Below are 16826 nucleotides of genomic sequence, written 5' to 3' on the forward strand. Positions count from 1 at the left end.
AGGGGCAAGCGATGAACCATGTCTGGGGTCTGCTGGCGCATCCCGATCGGGAAATGCGCGATATCAAACGGGAAAACGAAACGGTTTCCCATCATTACACGCACCATGTGCTGCTGATGGCGGCGATTCCGGTAATCTGCGCGCTGATCGGCACCACGCAGCTGGGGTGGCGGCTGGGCGCCGGGCGCACCGTGCCGCTGGATCTCTCCACCGGACTGATGCTGGCGGTGCTGTTCTATCTGGTGATTTTAGGCGGCGTGGCGGTGATGGGGCGAGTGATTCACTGGATGGCGCGCGACTATCCGCAGCGACCCAGCATCCAGCGCTGTACGGTGTTCGCCGGTTATGTCGCCACGCCGCTGTTCCTGAGCGGGATCGTCGCGCTCTATCCGCTGGTCTGGCTTTGCGTGCTGGTCGGCGCGCTGGCGCTGGCCTACACCGGCTACCTGCTCTATGTCGGCATTCCTGAGCTGCTGAACATCGACCGCGACGAGAGTCTGCGCTTCTCCGGCTCGACGCTGGCGATCGGCATTTTGCTGTTTGAGGTGCTGCTGGCGCTGACGGTGCTGCTGTGGGGTTATGGCTACCGACTGGGCTGAATCATCGCCGCCGTTGCCTGCGACGGCGGCTGTTTACGCCCGGAAACGAATCTTCGATAGGAATTTACTGAGTCGCCAGCGTATTATGCTGCCTGCCAGCCGCCGCACATGCCTGTTTCCGCGACGGCAGCCTGTGTTGCACACAGCGCGCAATCCTATTGGTAAGTTGTTAAACGATGCCCGCAAAATTTCGTTATTCGTTGTTGAGCCTGGCTTTTCTTTTTTCCGCGCAGGGTTTGACCGGCCAGGCGCTGGCCGCGTCGCCGTTAAATACGCCTGCGCCGCTCTCCCAGCCGCAAATCGCCTCCGGCAGCGCGATGATCGTCGATCTGAACACCAATAAAGTGCTGTACGCCAGCCATCCCGACCGGGTCAGGCCGATCGCCTCCATCACCAAGCTGATGACGGCGATGGTGGTGCTTGATGCGCACCTGCCGATGGATGAGATGCTGAAAGTCGATATCAGCCATACGGCGGAAATGCGCGGCGTCTTCTCTCGCGTACGCCTGAACAGCGAAATCAGCCGTAAAAATATGCTGCTGCTGGCGCTGATGTCCTCTGAAAACCGCGCCGCCGCCAGCCTGGCGCATCACTATCCGGGCGGCTACGACGCCTTTATCCGCGCGATGAACGCCAAAGCGCGCGCGCTGGGCATGACCAACACCCACTACGTTGAGCCGACCGGTCTGTCGATCCATAACGTATCGACCGCCCGCGATCTGACGAAGCTGTTGATCGCCACCAAACGCTATCCGCTGCTGGGGCAGCTCAGCACCACGCATGAGGATATGGCGCGCTTTAGCAACCCTGACTACGTCCTGCCTTTCCGCAACACCAACCATCTGGTCTATAAGCCGGACTGGCAGATCCAGCTGACTAAAACGGGCTTCACCAATCAGGCGGGACATTGCCTGGTGATGCGCACGGTGATCAAGCAGCGTCCGGTGGCGCTGGTGGTGCTGGACGCCTTCGGCAAATATACCCACTTCGCCGACGCCAAACGCCTGCGCGACTGGCTGGAAACCGGCAAGTCCGCGCCGGTGCCGGCGGCGGCGCTGGCCTACCGAAAACAGAAATCATCGCAGACCGCCAGCAACCAAAGCGCGGACGACAGCGCGGTGGAATAAGCCTGTTACTCCTCCGCCCGCGTGGCGGAGGAGAGCGCGCGCTGCATAATCAGCGTGTCGCGCCACTCTCCGCATTTAAATCCCACTTCGCGCAGCACGCCAACCTCACGAAATCCCAGCTTCAGATGCAGCTTCAGCGATCCGCCGTTTTGCCTGCCGTTGCCGACGACCGCCAGCATTTGCCGCCACGGTCCCTGTTCGCAGCGGGCGATCAGCGCCGCAAGCAGGGCGCTGCCGATGCCGCGTCCGCCGAGTTCGTGCCGCAGATAGATCGACTCCTCGATGGTAAAGCGATAAGCGGGGCGCGGCCGATACGGGGCGGCGTAACAGTAGCCGATGACGCGGCCCGCCTGTTCCGCCACCAGCCAGGGCATTTCCAGCGACTGTGTTTTTAACAGACGCGCCCGCATCTCCGCTTCATCGGGCGGCGTCTCCTCAAAAGAGGCGCAGCCGTACAGCACATGCCAGGCGTAAATTTCATGCATAGCGGCGACATCGGCGGTGCAGGCATCGCGGATCAGCAGCGGTTCGGCGGGGAGAGACATAGCACCTCATTTGGCGAGAGAAAAACCTTACTCTGACACAGCGGCGCGGCGCTGAGTCATAACAAATTCTTATTGTTAGAGGAGGAATTTTCTTACCGCTTTCCTATAGTGAAGCGTTGGGCAAAAGCATACACTGGCGCGCGATTGCGGCGAGGCCGCAGAACTAAAACAGAGTGGAACGACGTTCGATGTCAAAGTGGTTACGATTTATGCGGGCGAGCCTGCTGGCGCTGTTGACGCTGGCGCCGCTTTACCTTTATGCGGCGGACGGCGGCGATGACCAGCCGATCGCAACGGAAGAAGAAGCCCCGATCAAGGTTAATGCAGCGGTCGAGCTGCCGAAGATGCAGAAGATCCTCGACAAAATCAAAGGCCAGGTCTCCGGCGAAACCAATGACGCGCAGCTGTCGCAGCTGAACGACATGGCGCTGGAGCTGTCGGGCAACGCCGATACGCTGGGACAGGCGCTGATTCCACAGCGTCAGCAGCTGCTGGCGCAGCTGGCAGTGCTGGGACCGGCGCCGAAAGCGGACAGCGGCGTGAAAGAGACGCCGGAGGTGACGCGCAAGCGCAACACGCTGGAAAATCAAAAAGCGAAGCTGGACGAACAGATTAAACAGGCGGAGGCGATCAAAGGCGGGGCGCTCAACCTCAGCGCGCAGATTGTCAACCTGCGGCGCGACAACCTGAAAACCCAGCTGGCGCTTAACTCCGGCAGTATTTTCGGGCCGCGCTTCTGGGCGCCGCTGTTCGGCGCGCAGCAGATGGACGGCGATAAGCTGGCTAACTTCCGCGACGAGCTGGTGGATACCGCCGCGCTCGCCTGGGAACCGGGCTGGCGTCTCGGCACGCTGCTCTGGCTGGCGGCGGCTGTGGCTATCGCCACGCTGGGACGGCGCTACGGCGAAGAGTTTCTCGCCTGGATCAGCATTCACCAGCTGCCGGAAGGGCGGCTGCGCCGCAGCTTCCTCGCCGCGGCGATCGCGCTGACCACGCTGGCGGCGGTGGTGCTGGCATTTAACTTTATCGACCAGGCGTTCACCCGCCGCGCCGAGGTCTCTGACGACGTGCAGGATTTTGTCGATCGGCTGGTGCAGCTCAGCGTGTTCTGCGGTCTGATCGCCGGGCTGGGGCGCGCGTTTCTCTCCACGCGTCGCCCGTCCTGGCGATTGCCGGCGATCTCTAACGAAGTGGCGCAGGCGCTGAAGCCATTCCCGCCGCTGACCGCTACGCTGGTGTTTATCTTCCAGACGGTTGAGGCGCTGAACAGCAGCGTCGGCACCAGCGTCGGCACCACCATTCTGGCGAACGGCATGACCGCGCTGCTGGTGGGCGCCACTGCGCTCTCCATCAGCTTCCGCTCCAGCCGCGTGCGCCGTCGTATGGTGCAGGAAGGGCAGGCGCCGGAGGCGAAATCGACGCTGGTCGGCCTGATCCAGATGGCGATCACCCTGGTCGGTCTGGGAATTTTACTGTCGCTGATTATCGGTTACGTCACGCTGGCGCGCTTCCTTAGCTATGAACTGGTCTGGATCGGCATCGTCTGCGGCGCTTTCTACTTCCTCAGCCATCTGGTGGTCGACGGCTGCGAAACGCTGCTGTCGGTCAGCAACCCGACCGGCAAGCGCATCCAGTCCTCGCTGAATATCGACGAACGTCATCTGTCGCAGGCGGCGGCGCTGCTGTCGGCATTGGGCAAAACCATTCTGCTGCTGTTCGCGGCGGTGGCGGTGCTGAACGGCACCTTCGGCACCTCGACGCCGATTGAACTGCTGCAAAAAGCGGTAGAGTTCTGGGGCGGCAAGGGACTGGAATCGCTCAATATCGTGCCTGCTCATCTGGTGAACGCGCTGCTCTGCATGGCGATCGGCATTTACGTGCTGCGTTCGGTGCGCCGCTGGCTGGATAACGATTTCCTGCCGAAAACCACCATGGATACCGGCATGCGCGTCTCGCTGGTGACGCTGTTCAGCAATATCGGCTATGTGCTGGTGATCCTGCTGACGCTCTCCACCATGGGGGTGCAGTGGAACAAGCTGGCGTGGATCGTCAGCGCGCTGTCGGTCGGTATCGGTTTCGGCTTACAGGAGATTGTGAAGAACTTTATCTCCGGCCTGATTCTGCTGACCGAGCGTCCGGTGAAGGTGGGCGACCTGGTGAGTATCAGCGGCATCGAAGGGGATATCCGCCGCATCAACGTGCGCGCCACCGAGATCCAGCTCGGCGATAAATCCACGGTGATCGTGCCGAACTCGCAGCTGATTTCGCAGAACGTGCGTAACGCTACTATGGGCAACGCGCAGGGCGTGGTGACCATTACGCTGACCTTCCCGCTGGATATCGATCCGGTGCAGGTGCGTGAAATTCTGCTGGGGGTTTACCGTGAAAATGAGCGCATTCTCGACACGCCGGAACCGTCGGTGAGCTTTAAGGATCTGACGCCGCAGGGCATCGTACTGAGCGTCACCGGCAACGTGGCGACCCAGCGCCAGATCGCCGGCGCGAAAAGCGATCTGCTGTTCGATATTCTGACGCGCCTGCGTAAAGAGGGCATCGTGCTGTCGCGTCCGCAGACGATGATTATCGAGCAGAAGAATGGCGAAATGGTGGTGAAAGCGCCGCCGCAGCCGTAAACGCACAGGCCGCCTTTTGCGGTAAAAAGGCGGCCTGAACAACTCAGCCCGCGTGACGATCCTGCCCGCAGCCGCAGTCGGCCCAGTGCTTGCGCTTGCTGGTTTTGCCGATGCCGGGGTTAAAGCTGTTAGTCGGATCGAGCTGCTGATAAAACGCCTTCATCTGCGGCTTCGCCTGGTAAAGATGGCCGACGTTATGCTCCGCCGGATACTCCGCGCCGCGCTGGTTAAGGATCTCCAGCATTCTCTCTTTCAGCGCATGCGCGTCCACGCCTTTCTTCACGATGTAATCCTGATGGAACACGTGGCACATAAAGTGACCGTAATAGAGGCGGTGCACCAGCTTATCGTCAAACTCCGGCGGCAGCTTTTCAAACCAGTCGCGGTCGTTGCGCCGCAGCGCGATATCCAGCGCCAGAATATCCTCTACCTCATCGTGATGCGCCGCATGGTATCGCACCGCGGCGCCCGCGGCGGCGAAGCGATGCAGAAAGGCTTTCGAGCCTTCTTCGTCGGTGCACTCGAAGTAGTCGCCGCCGCCTTCGCGGAAAAAATCCTTCAGGAACTGACGCGCCTCTTCCACGCCGTCGCCGGACATTTTCAGCATCAGGTGATGCTCGTAGCGATCGCGCCAAGTTTTCATCTTTTTCGGCAGATGGGTCGGGAAAACCGCGCTCAGCTTTTGCAGCATCCTATCGGTAAAGTGCGGGCGGAACAGCGGAATATGGCTCAGCATCGCGTCGATGCGCCCCTTTAGGGTGAAGAAGCGCGGCATTTTATCGGTGCCGAGCTTATCGATCATAATAAAGGTGTCTTTGCCGTACTTCTCCGCGATGTCATACATATCGCGGTGCATATATTCGCCCGCCACCGGCAGGTTATGGAAATGGGCGAGGATATGACGGCGGATATCCTCCAGCGCCGAGGTATCGTTGGTGCCGATATAGAACACCTGCTGTTTCTTTTCCGCCTCGAAGGTATCCAGGCGCACGGCGAACACCGCCAGCTTGCCGGCGCAGCCGGAAGCTTCATACAGACGGCTGGCGTCGGCGTTAAAGCGCGACGGCGTGTCCGCTTCCACATCGCGCACGCGCTCGACGTAGTTATGATCGGACGCCTGGCGCGCGTCGTGGCGCACGTCGCTCTCGCGCCAGGTTTCATCATCCAGTCGGCCAAGGATCTGCTCCGGCGTGCTGCCCAGCTCAATGCCGAGATGGTTCACCAGCTTCAACTGCCCCTGTGCATCCAGCTGGGCGTAAAGCGCCATTTCGGTGTAGGCGGGGCCGCGCTTCACCAGCGCGCCGCCGGAGTTATTGCAGACGCCGCCGAGAATCGAGGCGCCGATGCAGGAGGAGCCGATCACCGAATGCGGCTCGCGGCCCAGCGGCTTGAGCATTTTTTCCAGCTGAAACAGCGTGCTGCCCGGCAGCGCCAGCACCTGCTTGCCCTTATCGAGCAGATAAATACGGTCCATTCGCAGGGTGCTGATAATAATAATGTCGCGATCGTAATCGTTGCCGTTAGGCGTCGATCCTTCGGTCAGGCCGGTATTGGCCGCCTGCATCAGAATGATTTTATCCGCGGCCACCGCCGCTTTCAGCACGCGCCACAGCTCCAGCAGCGTGCCGGGGAACACCACCGCCAGGGCGTCGCCCTGGCCGGAGCGGAAGCCTTTGCGATAGCGTTCGGTTTTACGGGGATCGGTCAGTAGATGGCTGCCGCCGACGATGCGACGCAGTTCATTAATCAGGGTTTGACTGGCGGGGTTAGGGTTAGGGTGCATGTCCATTGTCCTGTTATGTGTGACGATTTTACTGTAGCAGCTCAGGCGGAAAAGCGTCCGCCTGGAAAACTACCTGCTATTCTCATCCTGTGGCACACTGTGGCTATCTTATTGCTATAGCACCATAAAACCTGTCCTGCGTTTTTGTTGAGAGCCCAATCTGATGAAATGGATTTACTCCCTGAGCCTTGCTGTTTCCCTGGCGGTGCAGCCCGCCTTTGCTGACGATATGTTTGGCCCGCATCGCCTGACGCCTGAGGCGCGCGACGCCTTCGTTACCGATCTGCTGGCGAAAATGACGCTTGATGAAAAAATCGGTCAGCTGCGGCTGATCAGCGTCGGGCCGGATAACCCGAAAGACGCGATTCGCGAGATGATCAAAAACGGCCAGGTCGGTGCGATTTTCAACACCGTCACGCGTCCCGATATCCGCGCGATGCAGGATCAGGTGATGCAGCTCAGCCGCCTGAAAATTCCGCTGTTCTTCGCCTATGATGTGGTGCACGGACAGCGCACGATTTTCCCGATCCCGTTAGGGCTGGCCTCCAGCTGGGATACCGAGGCGGTGGCGCGCGTAGGGCGCGTCTCGGCGTATGAAGCGGCGGACGACGGCCTGAATATGACCTGGGCGCCGATGGTGGACGTGACGCGCGAACCGCGCTGGGGCCGTGGTTCGGAAGGCTTCGGCGAAGACACTTACCTGACGGCGACGATGGGCAGCGCCATGGTGAAGGCGATGCAGGGCAAAAGCCCGGCCGACCGCTATGCGCTGATGACCAGCGTCAAGCACTTCGCGCTCTACGGCGCCATCGAAGGCGGACGCGACTACAACACTGTCGACATGAGTCCGCAGCGCATGTTTCAGGACTATATGCCGCCGTACAAAGCGTCGCTGGATGCGGGCAGCGGCGGGGTGATGGTCTCTCTGAACGCCATTAACGGCGTGCCGGCCACCGCCAACAGCTGGCTGCTGAAGGATCTGCTGCGCGATGAGTGGAAATTCAAAGGCATCACCATCAGCGATCACGGCGCGATTAAAGAGCTGATTAAGCACGGCGTCGCCAGCGATCCGCAGGATGCGGTGCGCTTGGCGCTGAAGTCCGGCATCGATATGAGCATGGGCGACGAATACTACAGCAAATATCTGCCGGGGCTGGTGAAGCGCGGCGTGGTGAGCGAGGCGGAGATTGACGACGCGGCGCGTCACGTGCTGAACGTGAAGTACGATATGGGGCTGTTTAACGATCCTTACAGCCATCTGGGGCCGAAGGAGAGCGATCCGGCGGACACCAATGCGGAAAGCCGCCTGCACCGTGAAGACGCGCGCGACGTGGCGCGTAAAAGTATGGTGCTGCTGAAAAACCGTCTGGAGACGCTGCCGCTGAAGAAAGCAGGCACCATTGCGCTGATCGGCCCGCTGGCGGACAGCCAGCGCGATATCATGGGCAGCTGGTCGGCGGCGGGCGTGGCGAAGCAGTCGGTCACGCTGTTGCAGGGCATGAAAAACGCCACCGAGGGCAAGGCGACGCTGCTGTACGCCAAAGGCGCGAACATCACCGATCATAAAGGGATTCAGGCTTTCCTTAATCTCTATGAGCAGGCGGTAAGCGTCGACAGCCGCACGCCGCAGCAGATGATCGATGAAGCGGTCGCCACGGCGCAGAAGGCGGATGTGATCGTCGCGGCGGTGGGCGAGGCGCAGGGCATGGCGCATGAGGCCTCCAGCCGCACCGATCTGACCCTGCCGGAGAGCCAGCAGAAGCTGCTGGCGGCGCTGAAAGCTACCGGTAAACCGCTGGTGCTGGTGTTGATGAACGGTCGCCCGCTGGCGCTGACGCATGAGTATCAGCAGGCGGACGCGATGCTGGAGACCTGGTTCAGCGGCACAGAAGGGGGCAACGCCATCGCCGACGTGCTGTTCGGCGACTATAACCCTTCCGGCAAGCTGCCGATCTCCTTCCCGCGTTCGGTAGGACAGATCCCCATCTATTACAACCATCTGCCGACCGGCCGTCCCTATAACTCAGCCAAACCGAACAAGTACACGTCGCATTACTATGACGCCGTCAACGGGCCGCTGTTCCCCTTCGGCTACGGCCTGAGCTACACCACCTTCAGCGTGTCGCCGGTGAAAATGTCCTCAGCGACGATGCCGCGCAACGGCAAAATAGAGGCGAGCGTGACGGTGACGAACACCGGCAAACGCGACGGCGCGACGGTGGTGCAGCTTTATCTTAACGATGAGGTCGCCAGCGTCAGTCGTCCGGTGAAAGAGCTGAAAGGCTTCCAGCGCATTATGCTGAAGGCGGGCGAATCGCAAACCGTGCGTTTCCCGATTGATGTCGACGCGCTGAAGTTCTGGAATCAGAAGATGCAGCAGGTGGCGGAACCGGGCAAATTCAAGGTGATGATCGGCCTGGATTCGGCCAGAACGCAGGACGCGGAATTTACCTACCTGTAAGCGGGTAACATAAGCAACCGACCGGCGCCGAGCCGGTCGTTTTTTTATATCAATCGTTCCGCAACGCTGATATTGAACTGCGGTGATGCTGCCAACTTACTGATTTAGTGTATGATGGTGTTTTTGAGGTGCTCCAGTGGCTTCTGTTTCTATCACCTGTCCCTCCTGTTCAGCTACTGACGGGGTGGTGCGTAACGGCAAAAGCACTGCCGGACATCAGCGCTATCTCTGCTCTCACTGCCGTAAAACATGGCAGTTACAGTTCACATACACAGCCTCTCAACCCGGTACGCACCAGAAAATCATTGATATGGCCATGAATGGCGTTGGATGCCGGGCAACCGCCCGCATTATGGGCGTTGGCCTCAACACGATTTTACGTCACTTAAAAAACTCAGGCCGCAGTCGGTAACCTCGCGCATACAGCCGGGCAGTGACGTCATCGTCTGCGCGGAAATGGACGAACAGTGGGGCTATGTCGGGGCTAAATCGCGCCAGCGCTGGCTGTTTTACGCGTATGACAGGCTCCGGAAGACGGTTGTTGCGCACGTATTCGGTGAACGCACTATGGCGACGCTGGGTCGTCTTATGAGCCTGCTGTCACCCTTTGACGTGGTGATATGGATGACGGATGGCTGGCCGCTGTATGAATCCCGCCTGAAGGGAAAGCTGCACGTAATCAGCAAGCGATATACGCAGCGAATTGAGCGGCATAACCTGAATCTGAGGCAGCACCTGGCACGGCTGGGACGGAAGTCGCTGTCGTTCTCAAAATCGGTGGAGCTGCATGATAAAGTCATCGGGCATTATCTGAACATAAAACACTATCAATAAGTTGGGACCATTACCTGCGCCGAACGGAGAGACGCGATACAGCGTTCTGAATGGAAATAAACGTCTCGAACCTTTTGAGCAGTGGGCAGGCAAAAAAATCCTGAAAAGTTTGGCCATGCAGCTTGAACAGACAGGCGGCAAGGCTGTTAGCCGACTGATCAGCGCAAATGGAGAGGCTATGCTGATCAGTGCAGCCTGGATCTCTACGGGGGGAGACCTCAGCGTAAAACCCATGGCAGGCCCGCCTTCCATGATGATTTTCGCGGATAAACTGACGGATAAAAAACTCACTGAGGCCGGACTGGAATATGGCATCGAAAACGTTCATGTCAGCAAGACGCCCTTCAAAGCCTTTCCCGAAAATAGTCTGACGTTGCCCGCAACCGGGGGAAGCGTCACTTTTGTCTGGCGCAGTGCGGAACCCGGCGCAGCGCTTTTGTCCACTCTGCTACCCCTGATTGTTTTACTGATGCTGGGTACATTTTTCACCGCCTTTTTACTGATGCGAAATGCGTTTCGTAAGGCCCGCATTAGTGATGAAAACGCTTTCCTGCTTGAGCAGAGTCGGCTGGCGCTATCTGCCAGCGAGATCCGATTCAGGGATATGGCTGAAACGACCACGGACTGGCTCTGGGAAGCGGATGAACATCAAAGATTGATTTGGATTTCCGATCGCTTTCCTGCGCTTACTGGCTATCAGATAACAGACTGGACGGGAAAACGCGTCAGCGATTTTTTACTGAAGGATGAAAAGGTGTCCTTACAGCTGGCTGAGCTGCTCATGACGGGAGGCAACCTCCGGTTACGTGAATGCCGTTACCTGTCCGCGCAGCAGCGTACCCGCTACTGCAACCTGACCGTCAGGCGCGTTACCTTTTCCGGAGGAAAACTCGGGTACCGCGGTACAGCGACGGATGTGACGCTGGAGGTTGAAGCGAATGCACGCGTCCATTATCTGTCGCATTATGATGAACTTACCGGCTTACCTAACCGGGTACAAATGAAAGAGTTTCTTAACGGTAAGCTGGATGCGTTGCCCGATCCTGAATGTGCGCTGACAATGATTATGCTCGATTTGGATAAATTCAAACCGGTCAACGATCTGTATGGTCATGCGACCGGAGATAAAGTGCTGCATGAAGTCTCCGGTCGCCTGCGCCATTGTATCGATGAGATGGGTCTCGTGGCCCGTCTGGGAGGAGATGAGTTCACTATCCTGTTGCCGGATATCCAAAACAGAAAGAGTGTGGAGGATCTGTGCAGGCGTATCGTCAATGAAATTAGCCGTCCCTTCCTTGTGAATGGAACTGAAATTTTTATCGGGGCGAGCCTTGGAATTGCTTTTGCGCCACATGACACCAGCAATGCCAGTGACCTGCTTCGCTTTGCTGACATTGCGCTTTATAGTGCAAAGAGTGCTGGACGTAACAACTGGGTCTTTTACCAAAGGGATATGGGCGAAAAAATCGTGCAGCGCCGCGAAATGGAACACGAATTACGTGAGGCTATTCAGAACGATCAGCTGTGTCTTGTTTATCAACCCCGTTATGACGTGAAACTGGCTCGGGTAAGTGCAGTAGAAGCGTTGGTAAGATGGCGGCATCCCCGCCACGGCACATTGATGCCAAATCAATTTATCCCCATGGCTGAAGAGACCGGGCTGATTTATGCGCTCAGTGACTGGGTTCTGCTCAAGGCCTGCAGGGATACGCTCCGCTGTCTGCCGCATATGTCTGTCTCCGTAAACATATCCGCTTCCGAGCTCCAGGATAAAGGCTTCTTTAAGCGCATTCTTTCCGTACTGGAACAAACCGGGCTGGAAGGTCATCGGCTTGAAATCGAGGTGACGGAAAATGCAGCGCTTCATAATCCCGAACAGACGCAGCAGGTCATGCAGCAGATTAAAGCGCTCGGCGTGAGAATACTGATTGATGATTTTGGAACCGGATACGCTTCCCTGAGCTACCTAAGGTCATTTCCTTTTGACGGTATTAAGCTGGATAAATCCTTTATCTTTCCCATGACGGACTCTTCCCAGGCCCGTCTGATTGTCGAAAATATGATAGGACTGGGAAAAGCGTATGCGCTTAACGTTACCGCAGAAGGAGTAGAAACGCCGCTCCAGCTTGAGCAACTCACTTATCTGAAGTGCGACAATTTACAGGGTTATTATATTGGCAGGCCGATGAGTATCAGCCAGGTCAGTGAGCAATTTATCAAGCGTGCAGATGTTATGCTGGCGGCAGGAAGCCTGCCGGAACGTCCAGGCTTATAAGCAGCGCGCCGTCGCCAGTATGCCGCAGTGCGGCATACTGGCGACGGCTGATGCCGATATCACTCCGCAGCGAAACGGCGCTGCCGCTTCCGGATAGTGGCCATGGCGATGGAACCAGTAATCAGCAAGCACCCTGCCTCGGCAACGCTCATCAGGTCATTGCCCAACAGGAAGCTAATCATGCTTGAAACAATCGCCGTGCTGCTGGAGTTGGCCAGCCGGGTCCAGTGAGTCACCTGGGTCGCCCCACTGGCGAAGGTGCCAAAAACCATTGTGATGGCTGCGGACCAACCCATGGTTCCTGTTGGTTCGATTTTCGTCATGGCCCGCCAGCCGCCAGCACGATCAGTTGCAATAAACATCGCCACTATCAGCAAAGCAAACATCAGCGGGACTGGAATACGGGAAAGAACATCCAGGCCTTTATAGCCAACCAGAGCGGTAATACAAAAAAGAATGCCCAACAACACCATCAAGGGGATGATTAGGGTGGACGGTAAATCCAGAATTTTCACTAAAGAGAGACCGTTGCCGTACCCCATGCATACCATCCCGGTTCGGCGAAACCGAGTATAAAATCAGCCAGTTTGCTGCCGACCTCCCAAAGCAGAAACGTCCCATCAGAACGGTATTAAGCCCGCTACGCGCTGCTATCCAGCCCAGCGACGCCGCATACAGAGCCAACAGAAAATTACCTGCCACAGCAATCCACAACAGATTGTGGATAGAGAAAGAGACGCCTGATTTGCCGCCTGCGAACATCGTGCCGGTAAAAACGTAAAACTAAATAACACCCTGAAATCTGATCGGAATTATTCCCTGACGAGAAGCCCTGCGCGCAAATTTATTTTTTCAAACTAGACTTTTAATAAAATCATTTACAACACAGGAATCAGTCTGATGAGGAAAAAATTATTTTTTTGTGCGGTATCTGCTTCCCTGTTTTTAATACAGCCAGCAACGGCTAATACCAAACCAGAAGTTGTCGCCAGTATTAACCCTCCCTATCCGGATCCATCCGGCATTGCGGTTAGCTCCAGTAATCGAGTGTTTTTAGGTTTTCCCCGACATGCGGATAACCATAACTGGTATTCATTGGCAGAAGTCAAAGGCAATAAGCTGGTGCCTTATCCTGATAATACGTTAGGTCTGAAAAATAAACAGGATTATGACCACTGGCTTGTTTCACCTCATGGCATGTATATGGATAAAAATGACGTGCTCTGGGTGCTTGATGACGGCAAGATTGCCGGAAATAAAGAGATACCTGAGGGAGCGGCTAAAGTTGTCGCTATCGACACAAAAAGCAATAAGGTTATTCATAATATTGTCATTCATAAGCCGGTCCTGAATTCAGGTTCTCATTATAATGATTTGCGTGTGGATTTAACACATGGCGATCAGGGGGAAATCTATATTGCAAATTCAGGGTTTGAACAACATTATTCACTGGTGATTATTGATATCGCTTCAGGAAAGCAGAGGGAAGTCCTGACAAACCACTATTCGACCTCTCCTGAGCCGGGATATATCGCTTTTCTTGAAGGTCAGCCCCACCAATATGATTTTAACCACCAAAGCTTTCCTTTGGGAGGCGCAGATGGCGTAAGTTTGAGTCCTGACAGTAAAAAACTGTACTGGACAGTATTAAACGGGCGCAACCTTTACAGTATTGATACCGCGGTGTTGAGTGATTTTTCTAAAAATGAAAAGGCTATTGAGGCTGCTGTTCATTTCGAAGGCCAGCATCCTGCTAATGATGGATTGGCGGAAGATTCCGCCGGTAATCTTTACTTTGGCGCTTATGAACAGCAGTCCCTGATTAAAAGAGATGCAAAGGGAAACTATAGTTTGCTTTCTCATGATGAAAAAAACTATGTATGGCCTGACGGGCTGGCTTACAAAAACGGTTTTCTTTATGCGACCTTAGGGCAATGGAATCGACTGGCAGAGCTTAATGATGGCAAGGATCTGAGACGTCCCCCTTATTTGGTTGTTAAAGTGAAAGTCCAATAAAAACTCAGGCTTCATGAAAAAATGAGGCCTGGGTAATGACTTTGATCATGTTATAAAATTATGCGTCGGGACATTGCCGAATCAGCGTGCGGGATGGCCAGCTGCGTTCGCTTGATAAGCGAGACCTCAAGGTCATCCGCTATGGCGTGTCTGCTGTCGCATCCCTGATTGCTGAAGGCGTTCGCGTCGCTGCGTTTCTGTCAGGTCACATGCTTTCGGCAGAGAAATGGCGAGTATCCCGGCAATGATCAGCGAAGCGGCAAGCGCGCAGATTGCCACATTTTGACCATAGAGATAGAGCATTATGCCCACCAGATAAGGGCCGCAGAATCCGCCGAGGTTGCCGAGACCGTTGATTACGCCGCGTGCGCTACCAGCCACTTCGGGAGTCGCAATCCTTCCCGGAATGGACCAGAACGGACTGGTTGCCGCCTTGAGGAAAAAGCCGCAAATCACCAGAGCAATATAAGCTGCGATAATATGGTTGCGCAGTATAACGGAGGCCAGCAAGGCTGCGGCGAAGCAGAATAACGACGCCATTATCCATACACGCCGCTTCCCGCTACGATCGCTGAACAAGGAAATCAGCCAGATACCGGCAATCGTCGCCACGAAAGGCAGCACAGCCAGCACACCGACCCCCGCCATATTGGCGCCAGTCAGATTTTTTAAGATACTCGGGAGCCACAGGGTGTAGCCATAATCGCCCGTCTGGTAAAAAAAGTTTAGCGCTACCAGCTTCATCAGGCCTTTGTTACGGAATACATCTTTCAGCGGCGCACGGCTTACCGGTTGCTGATCGCGCCGCGCTTCGCGCTCGCGTTGCAGTTCGCGAATCAGGTATTCGCGCTCGCGCTCCGGGAGCCAGCGTGCCTCTTCAGGCCGATCGCTGATGACCAGCCACCACACCAGCAGCACCGCGGCAGAAAGCAATCCCTCGATAATAAATAGCCAGCGCCAGTCGAAGGCGTTGATAATCCAGCCGGATATCGGCGCAGTAAACATGCCACCCAGCGGCGCAAACATCATGACAAACGCGTTGGCACGGCCCAGCTCTTTTTCCGGAAACCAGTTGCTGACCATGGTCAGCACCACGGGCAGCATGCCGCCTTCAGACACGCCAAGAATAAAGCGCAGCGCCAGCAGTTGATAATGATTAGTGACGAAGCCGGTCGCAATCGAGACCGCCATCCAGGCGGCAAGCGACCAGGCGATAAAACGTTTACCACTGCCGTTTACCGCAATCCGGCCGCCGGGCACCTGCAAAAACAGATAACCGATAAAGAAGATGCCGCTGGCGATACCCGCCATCTGGCTGCTTATCGCCAAATCCTGTTCCATTCCTCCGGGCAAAGCGAAACTGATATTTACCCGATCCATAAAAGAAACAATACAGGTAATCAGAATGGGGGCAATGACACGTAACCACCGAGTCCCCGGTATTTTATTATCCATACAGCGCCCTCTGTGAATTTACGGAACGTACGGCGCTAACGATGTTGGTAACAACATCGTGAGTGCCTGAATAAAAATGAATGCGGGATTAAACAGCGTTGGGTAAGGGGCGCCCTTTAAAAAACGCGTCGACATTAGCAAAAACGACATCGCTCATTTTTTGACGTGTTTCCGCTGTCGCGCTGCCGACGTGTGGTTGCAATATCACATTATCCAGCGCGATAAGCGCTTCAGGGACATGAGGTTCTTCTTCGAAGACGTCTAACGCGGCGCCAGCAATGGCTTTACGCTGCAACGCCTGAATCAGGGCGTTTTCATCTACCAGCGTTCCGCGAGCGATATTGACCAACCAGGCGTGCGCCGGCATCGCCTCAAGAACCGAGGCATCGATCAGTCCACGGTTTGCCGCGCCGCCGGAGGCGGCGACGATCAGGAAATCATTTTCCCGCGCCAGGGTGTAAATGTCCCCGCACCGGGTATAGGGAAGCTCCGGTTTCGGCGTACAACTGATATAGGATACCGACATATCAAACGCCGTCGCGCGTTGAGCGATCGCGCGGCCGATATTGCCCATGCCCACGATGCCGACTCGCTTGCCGCTGACCTGGGTGCCGAGCGCGGGAGCTTGCCTGAGCCACTGGCCTTCACGTACGAAGCGATCGCCGAGACACAGGCGCCGTGCGCCGCTCAGCAGCAGTCCCATCGCCATGTCAGCAACATCGTTAGTCAGCACGCCGGAAGTGATGGTGACGGCAATATTCGCTTTGCGAGCATAATCAAGGTCAACGGCGTCAGTACCTACGCCGAAGATCGCAATCAGCCCGATCTGCGGTAATTGTTCCAGTACGGCATTGCTGATACCGACATCGCCACGCGTGACAACGGCCTGAACGCGCGTCCCCTCGGCGGCAAGCCAGGCCAGCGGTTCATCCTGTTCATACAGACGATGCACCTCAAAGGCGGAGCTGAGACGGTCAAGCAGAGAATCGAGCACCGGGGCAATCAGTAAAATATTCGGGCGGGCTTGTTGCGTCATGAGCGTTCCTTTAATCATTCCGTTACCTGAGATGGATACTATTAAAGGCGTTCTGACGTATT

At 56.5% G+C, this 16826-nt stretch carries 11 protein-coding genes and 1 pseudogene; 7 read left to right on the top strand and 5 right to left on the bottom strand.

What is annotated here, in order from left to right; translation table 11 throughout:
• The first annotated feature begins 11 nt into the window (after nucleotides 1–11).
• On the top strand, nucleotides 12–599 hold the full coding sequence (locus C2E16_RS06935; protein WP_084970936.1) for a Yip1 family protein: 588 nt from the start codon (nucleotides 12–14) through the stop codon (nucleotides 597–599).
• 176 nt (nucleotides 600–775) lie between these two features.
• On the top strand, nucleotides 776–1726 hold the full coding sequence (pbpG, locus tag C2E16_RS06940; protein ID WP_038627240.1) for a D-alanyl-D-alanine endopeptidase: 951 nt from the start codon (nucleotides 776–778) through the stop codon (nucleotides 1724–1726).
• 5 nt (nucleotides 1727–1731) lie between these two features.
• On the opposite strand, the gene C2E16_RS06945 is transcribed toward pbpG, so the two are convergent.
• Nucleotides 1732–2271 carry a GNAT family N-acetyltransferase gene (locus C2E16_RS06945; protein WP_038627239.1) on the bottom strand — a complete coding sequence of 180 codons (540 nt, stop codon included), beginning with the start codon at nucleotides 2269–2271 and terminating at the stop codon, nucleotides 1732–1734.
• 188 nt (nucleotides 2272–2459) lie between these two features.
• Here C2E16_RS06945 and C2E16_RS06950 point away from each other — a divergent pair, with 188 nt between their 5' ends.
• On the top strand, nucleotides 2460–4904 hold the full coding sequence (locus C2E16_RS06950; RefSeq protein WP_038627238.1) for a DUF3772 domain-containing protein: 2445 nt from the start codon (nucleotides 2460–2462) through the stop codon (nucleotides 4902–4904).
• 43 nt (nucleotides 4905–4947) lie between these two features.
• Here C2E16_RS06950 and dld read toward each other — a convergent pair whose 3' ends face one another.
• Nucleotides 4948–6687, bottom strand: coding sequence for a D-lactate dehydrogenase (dld, locus tag C2E16_RS06955; RefSeq protein WP_038627237.1), 1740 nt, complete (start codon nucleotides 6685–6687; stop codon nucleotides 4948–4950).
• Nucleotides 6688–6850: 163 nt separating this feature from the next.
• On the opposite strand from dld, the gene bglX reads away from it, so the two are divergent.
• From bglX to C2E16_RS06975, 3 genes are all read left to right on the top strand, one after another.
• Nucleotides 6851–9148, top strand: coding sequence for a beta-glucosidase BglX (gene bglX, locus C2E16_RS06960; protein ID WP_038627235.1), 2298 nt, complete (start codon nucleotides 6851–6853; stop codon nucleotides 9146–9148).
• 136 nt (nucleotides 9149–9284) lie between these two features.
• Nucleotides 9285–9982 (top strand): IS1-like element IS1A family transposase gene (locus C2E16_RS06970; RefSeq protein ID WP_233987823.1). Its coding sequence is split into 2 segments (ribosomal slippage): nucleotides 9285–9534 and nucleotides 9534–9982, totalling 699 coding nucleotides; the frame shifts between segments, so codons are not numbered across the junction.
• Nucleotides 9983–10097: 115 nt separating this feature from the next.
• On the top strand, nucleotides 10098–12257 hold the full coding sequence (locus C2E16_RS06975; RefSeq protein ID WP_244947432.1) for a putative bifunctional diguanylate cyclase/phosphodiesterase: 2160 nt from the start codon (nucleotides 10098–10100) through the stop codon (nucleotides 12255–12257).
• A 119-nt stretch (nucleotides 12258–12376) separates the two neighbouring features.
• Here C2E16_RS06975 and C2E16_RS06980 read toward each other — a convergent pair.
• Nucleotides 12377–13051, bottom strand: a pseudogene (locus C2E16_RS06980) (cytosine permease); the annotation flags it as partial.
• 106 nt (nucleotides 13052–13157) lie between these two features.
• On the opposite strand from C2E16_RS06980, the gene C2E16_RS06985 reads away from it, so the two are divergent.
• A complete protein-coding gene (locus C2E16_RS06985; RefSeq protein WP_038627233.1) occupies nucleotides 13158–14273 on the top strand; it encodes an L-dopachrome tautomerase-related protein in 1116 nt (371 codons plus the stop codon).
• Nucleotides 14274–14405: 132 nt separating this feature from the next.
• Here C2E16_RS06985 and C2E16_RS06990 read toward each other — a convergent pair whose 3' ends face one another.
• The gene (locus C2E16_RS06990; RefSeq protein WP_038627231.1) at nucleotides 14406–15728 is read right to left on the bottom strand and encodes an MFS transporter; all 1323 of its coding nucleotides are present in this window, start codon (nucleotides 15726–15728) and stop codon (nucleotides 14406–14408) included.
• A gap of 88 nt (nucleotides 15729–15816) precedes the next feature.
• On the bottom strand, nucleotides 15817–16764 hold the full coding sequence (locus C2E16_RS06995) for a 2-hydroxyacid dehydrogenase (protein ID WP_038627229.1): 948 nt from the start codon (nucleotides 16762–16764) through the stop codon (nucleotides 15817–15819).
• Nucleotides 16765–16826: the final 62 nt, after the last annotated feature.

Source organism: Mixta calida (genome assembly GCF_002953215.1).
Classification (GTDB): domain Bacteria; phylum Pseudomonadota; class Gammaproteobacteria; order Enterobacterales; family Enterobacteriaceae; genus Mixta; species Mixta calida.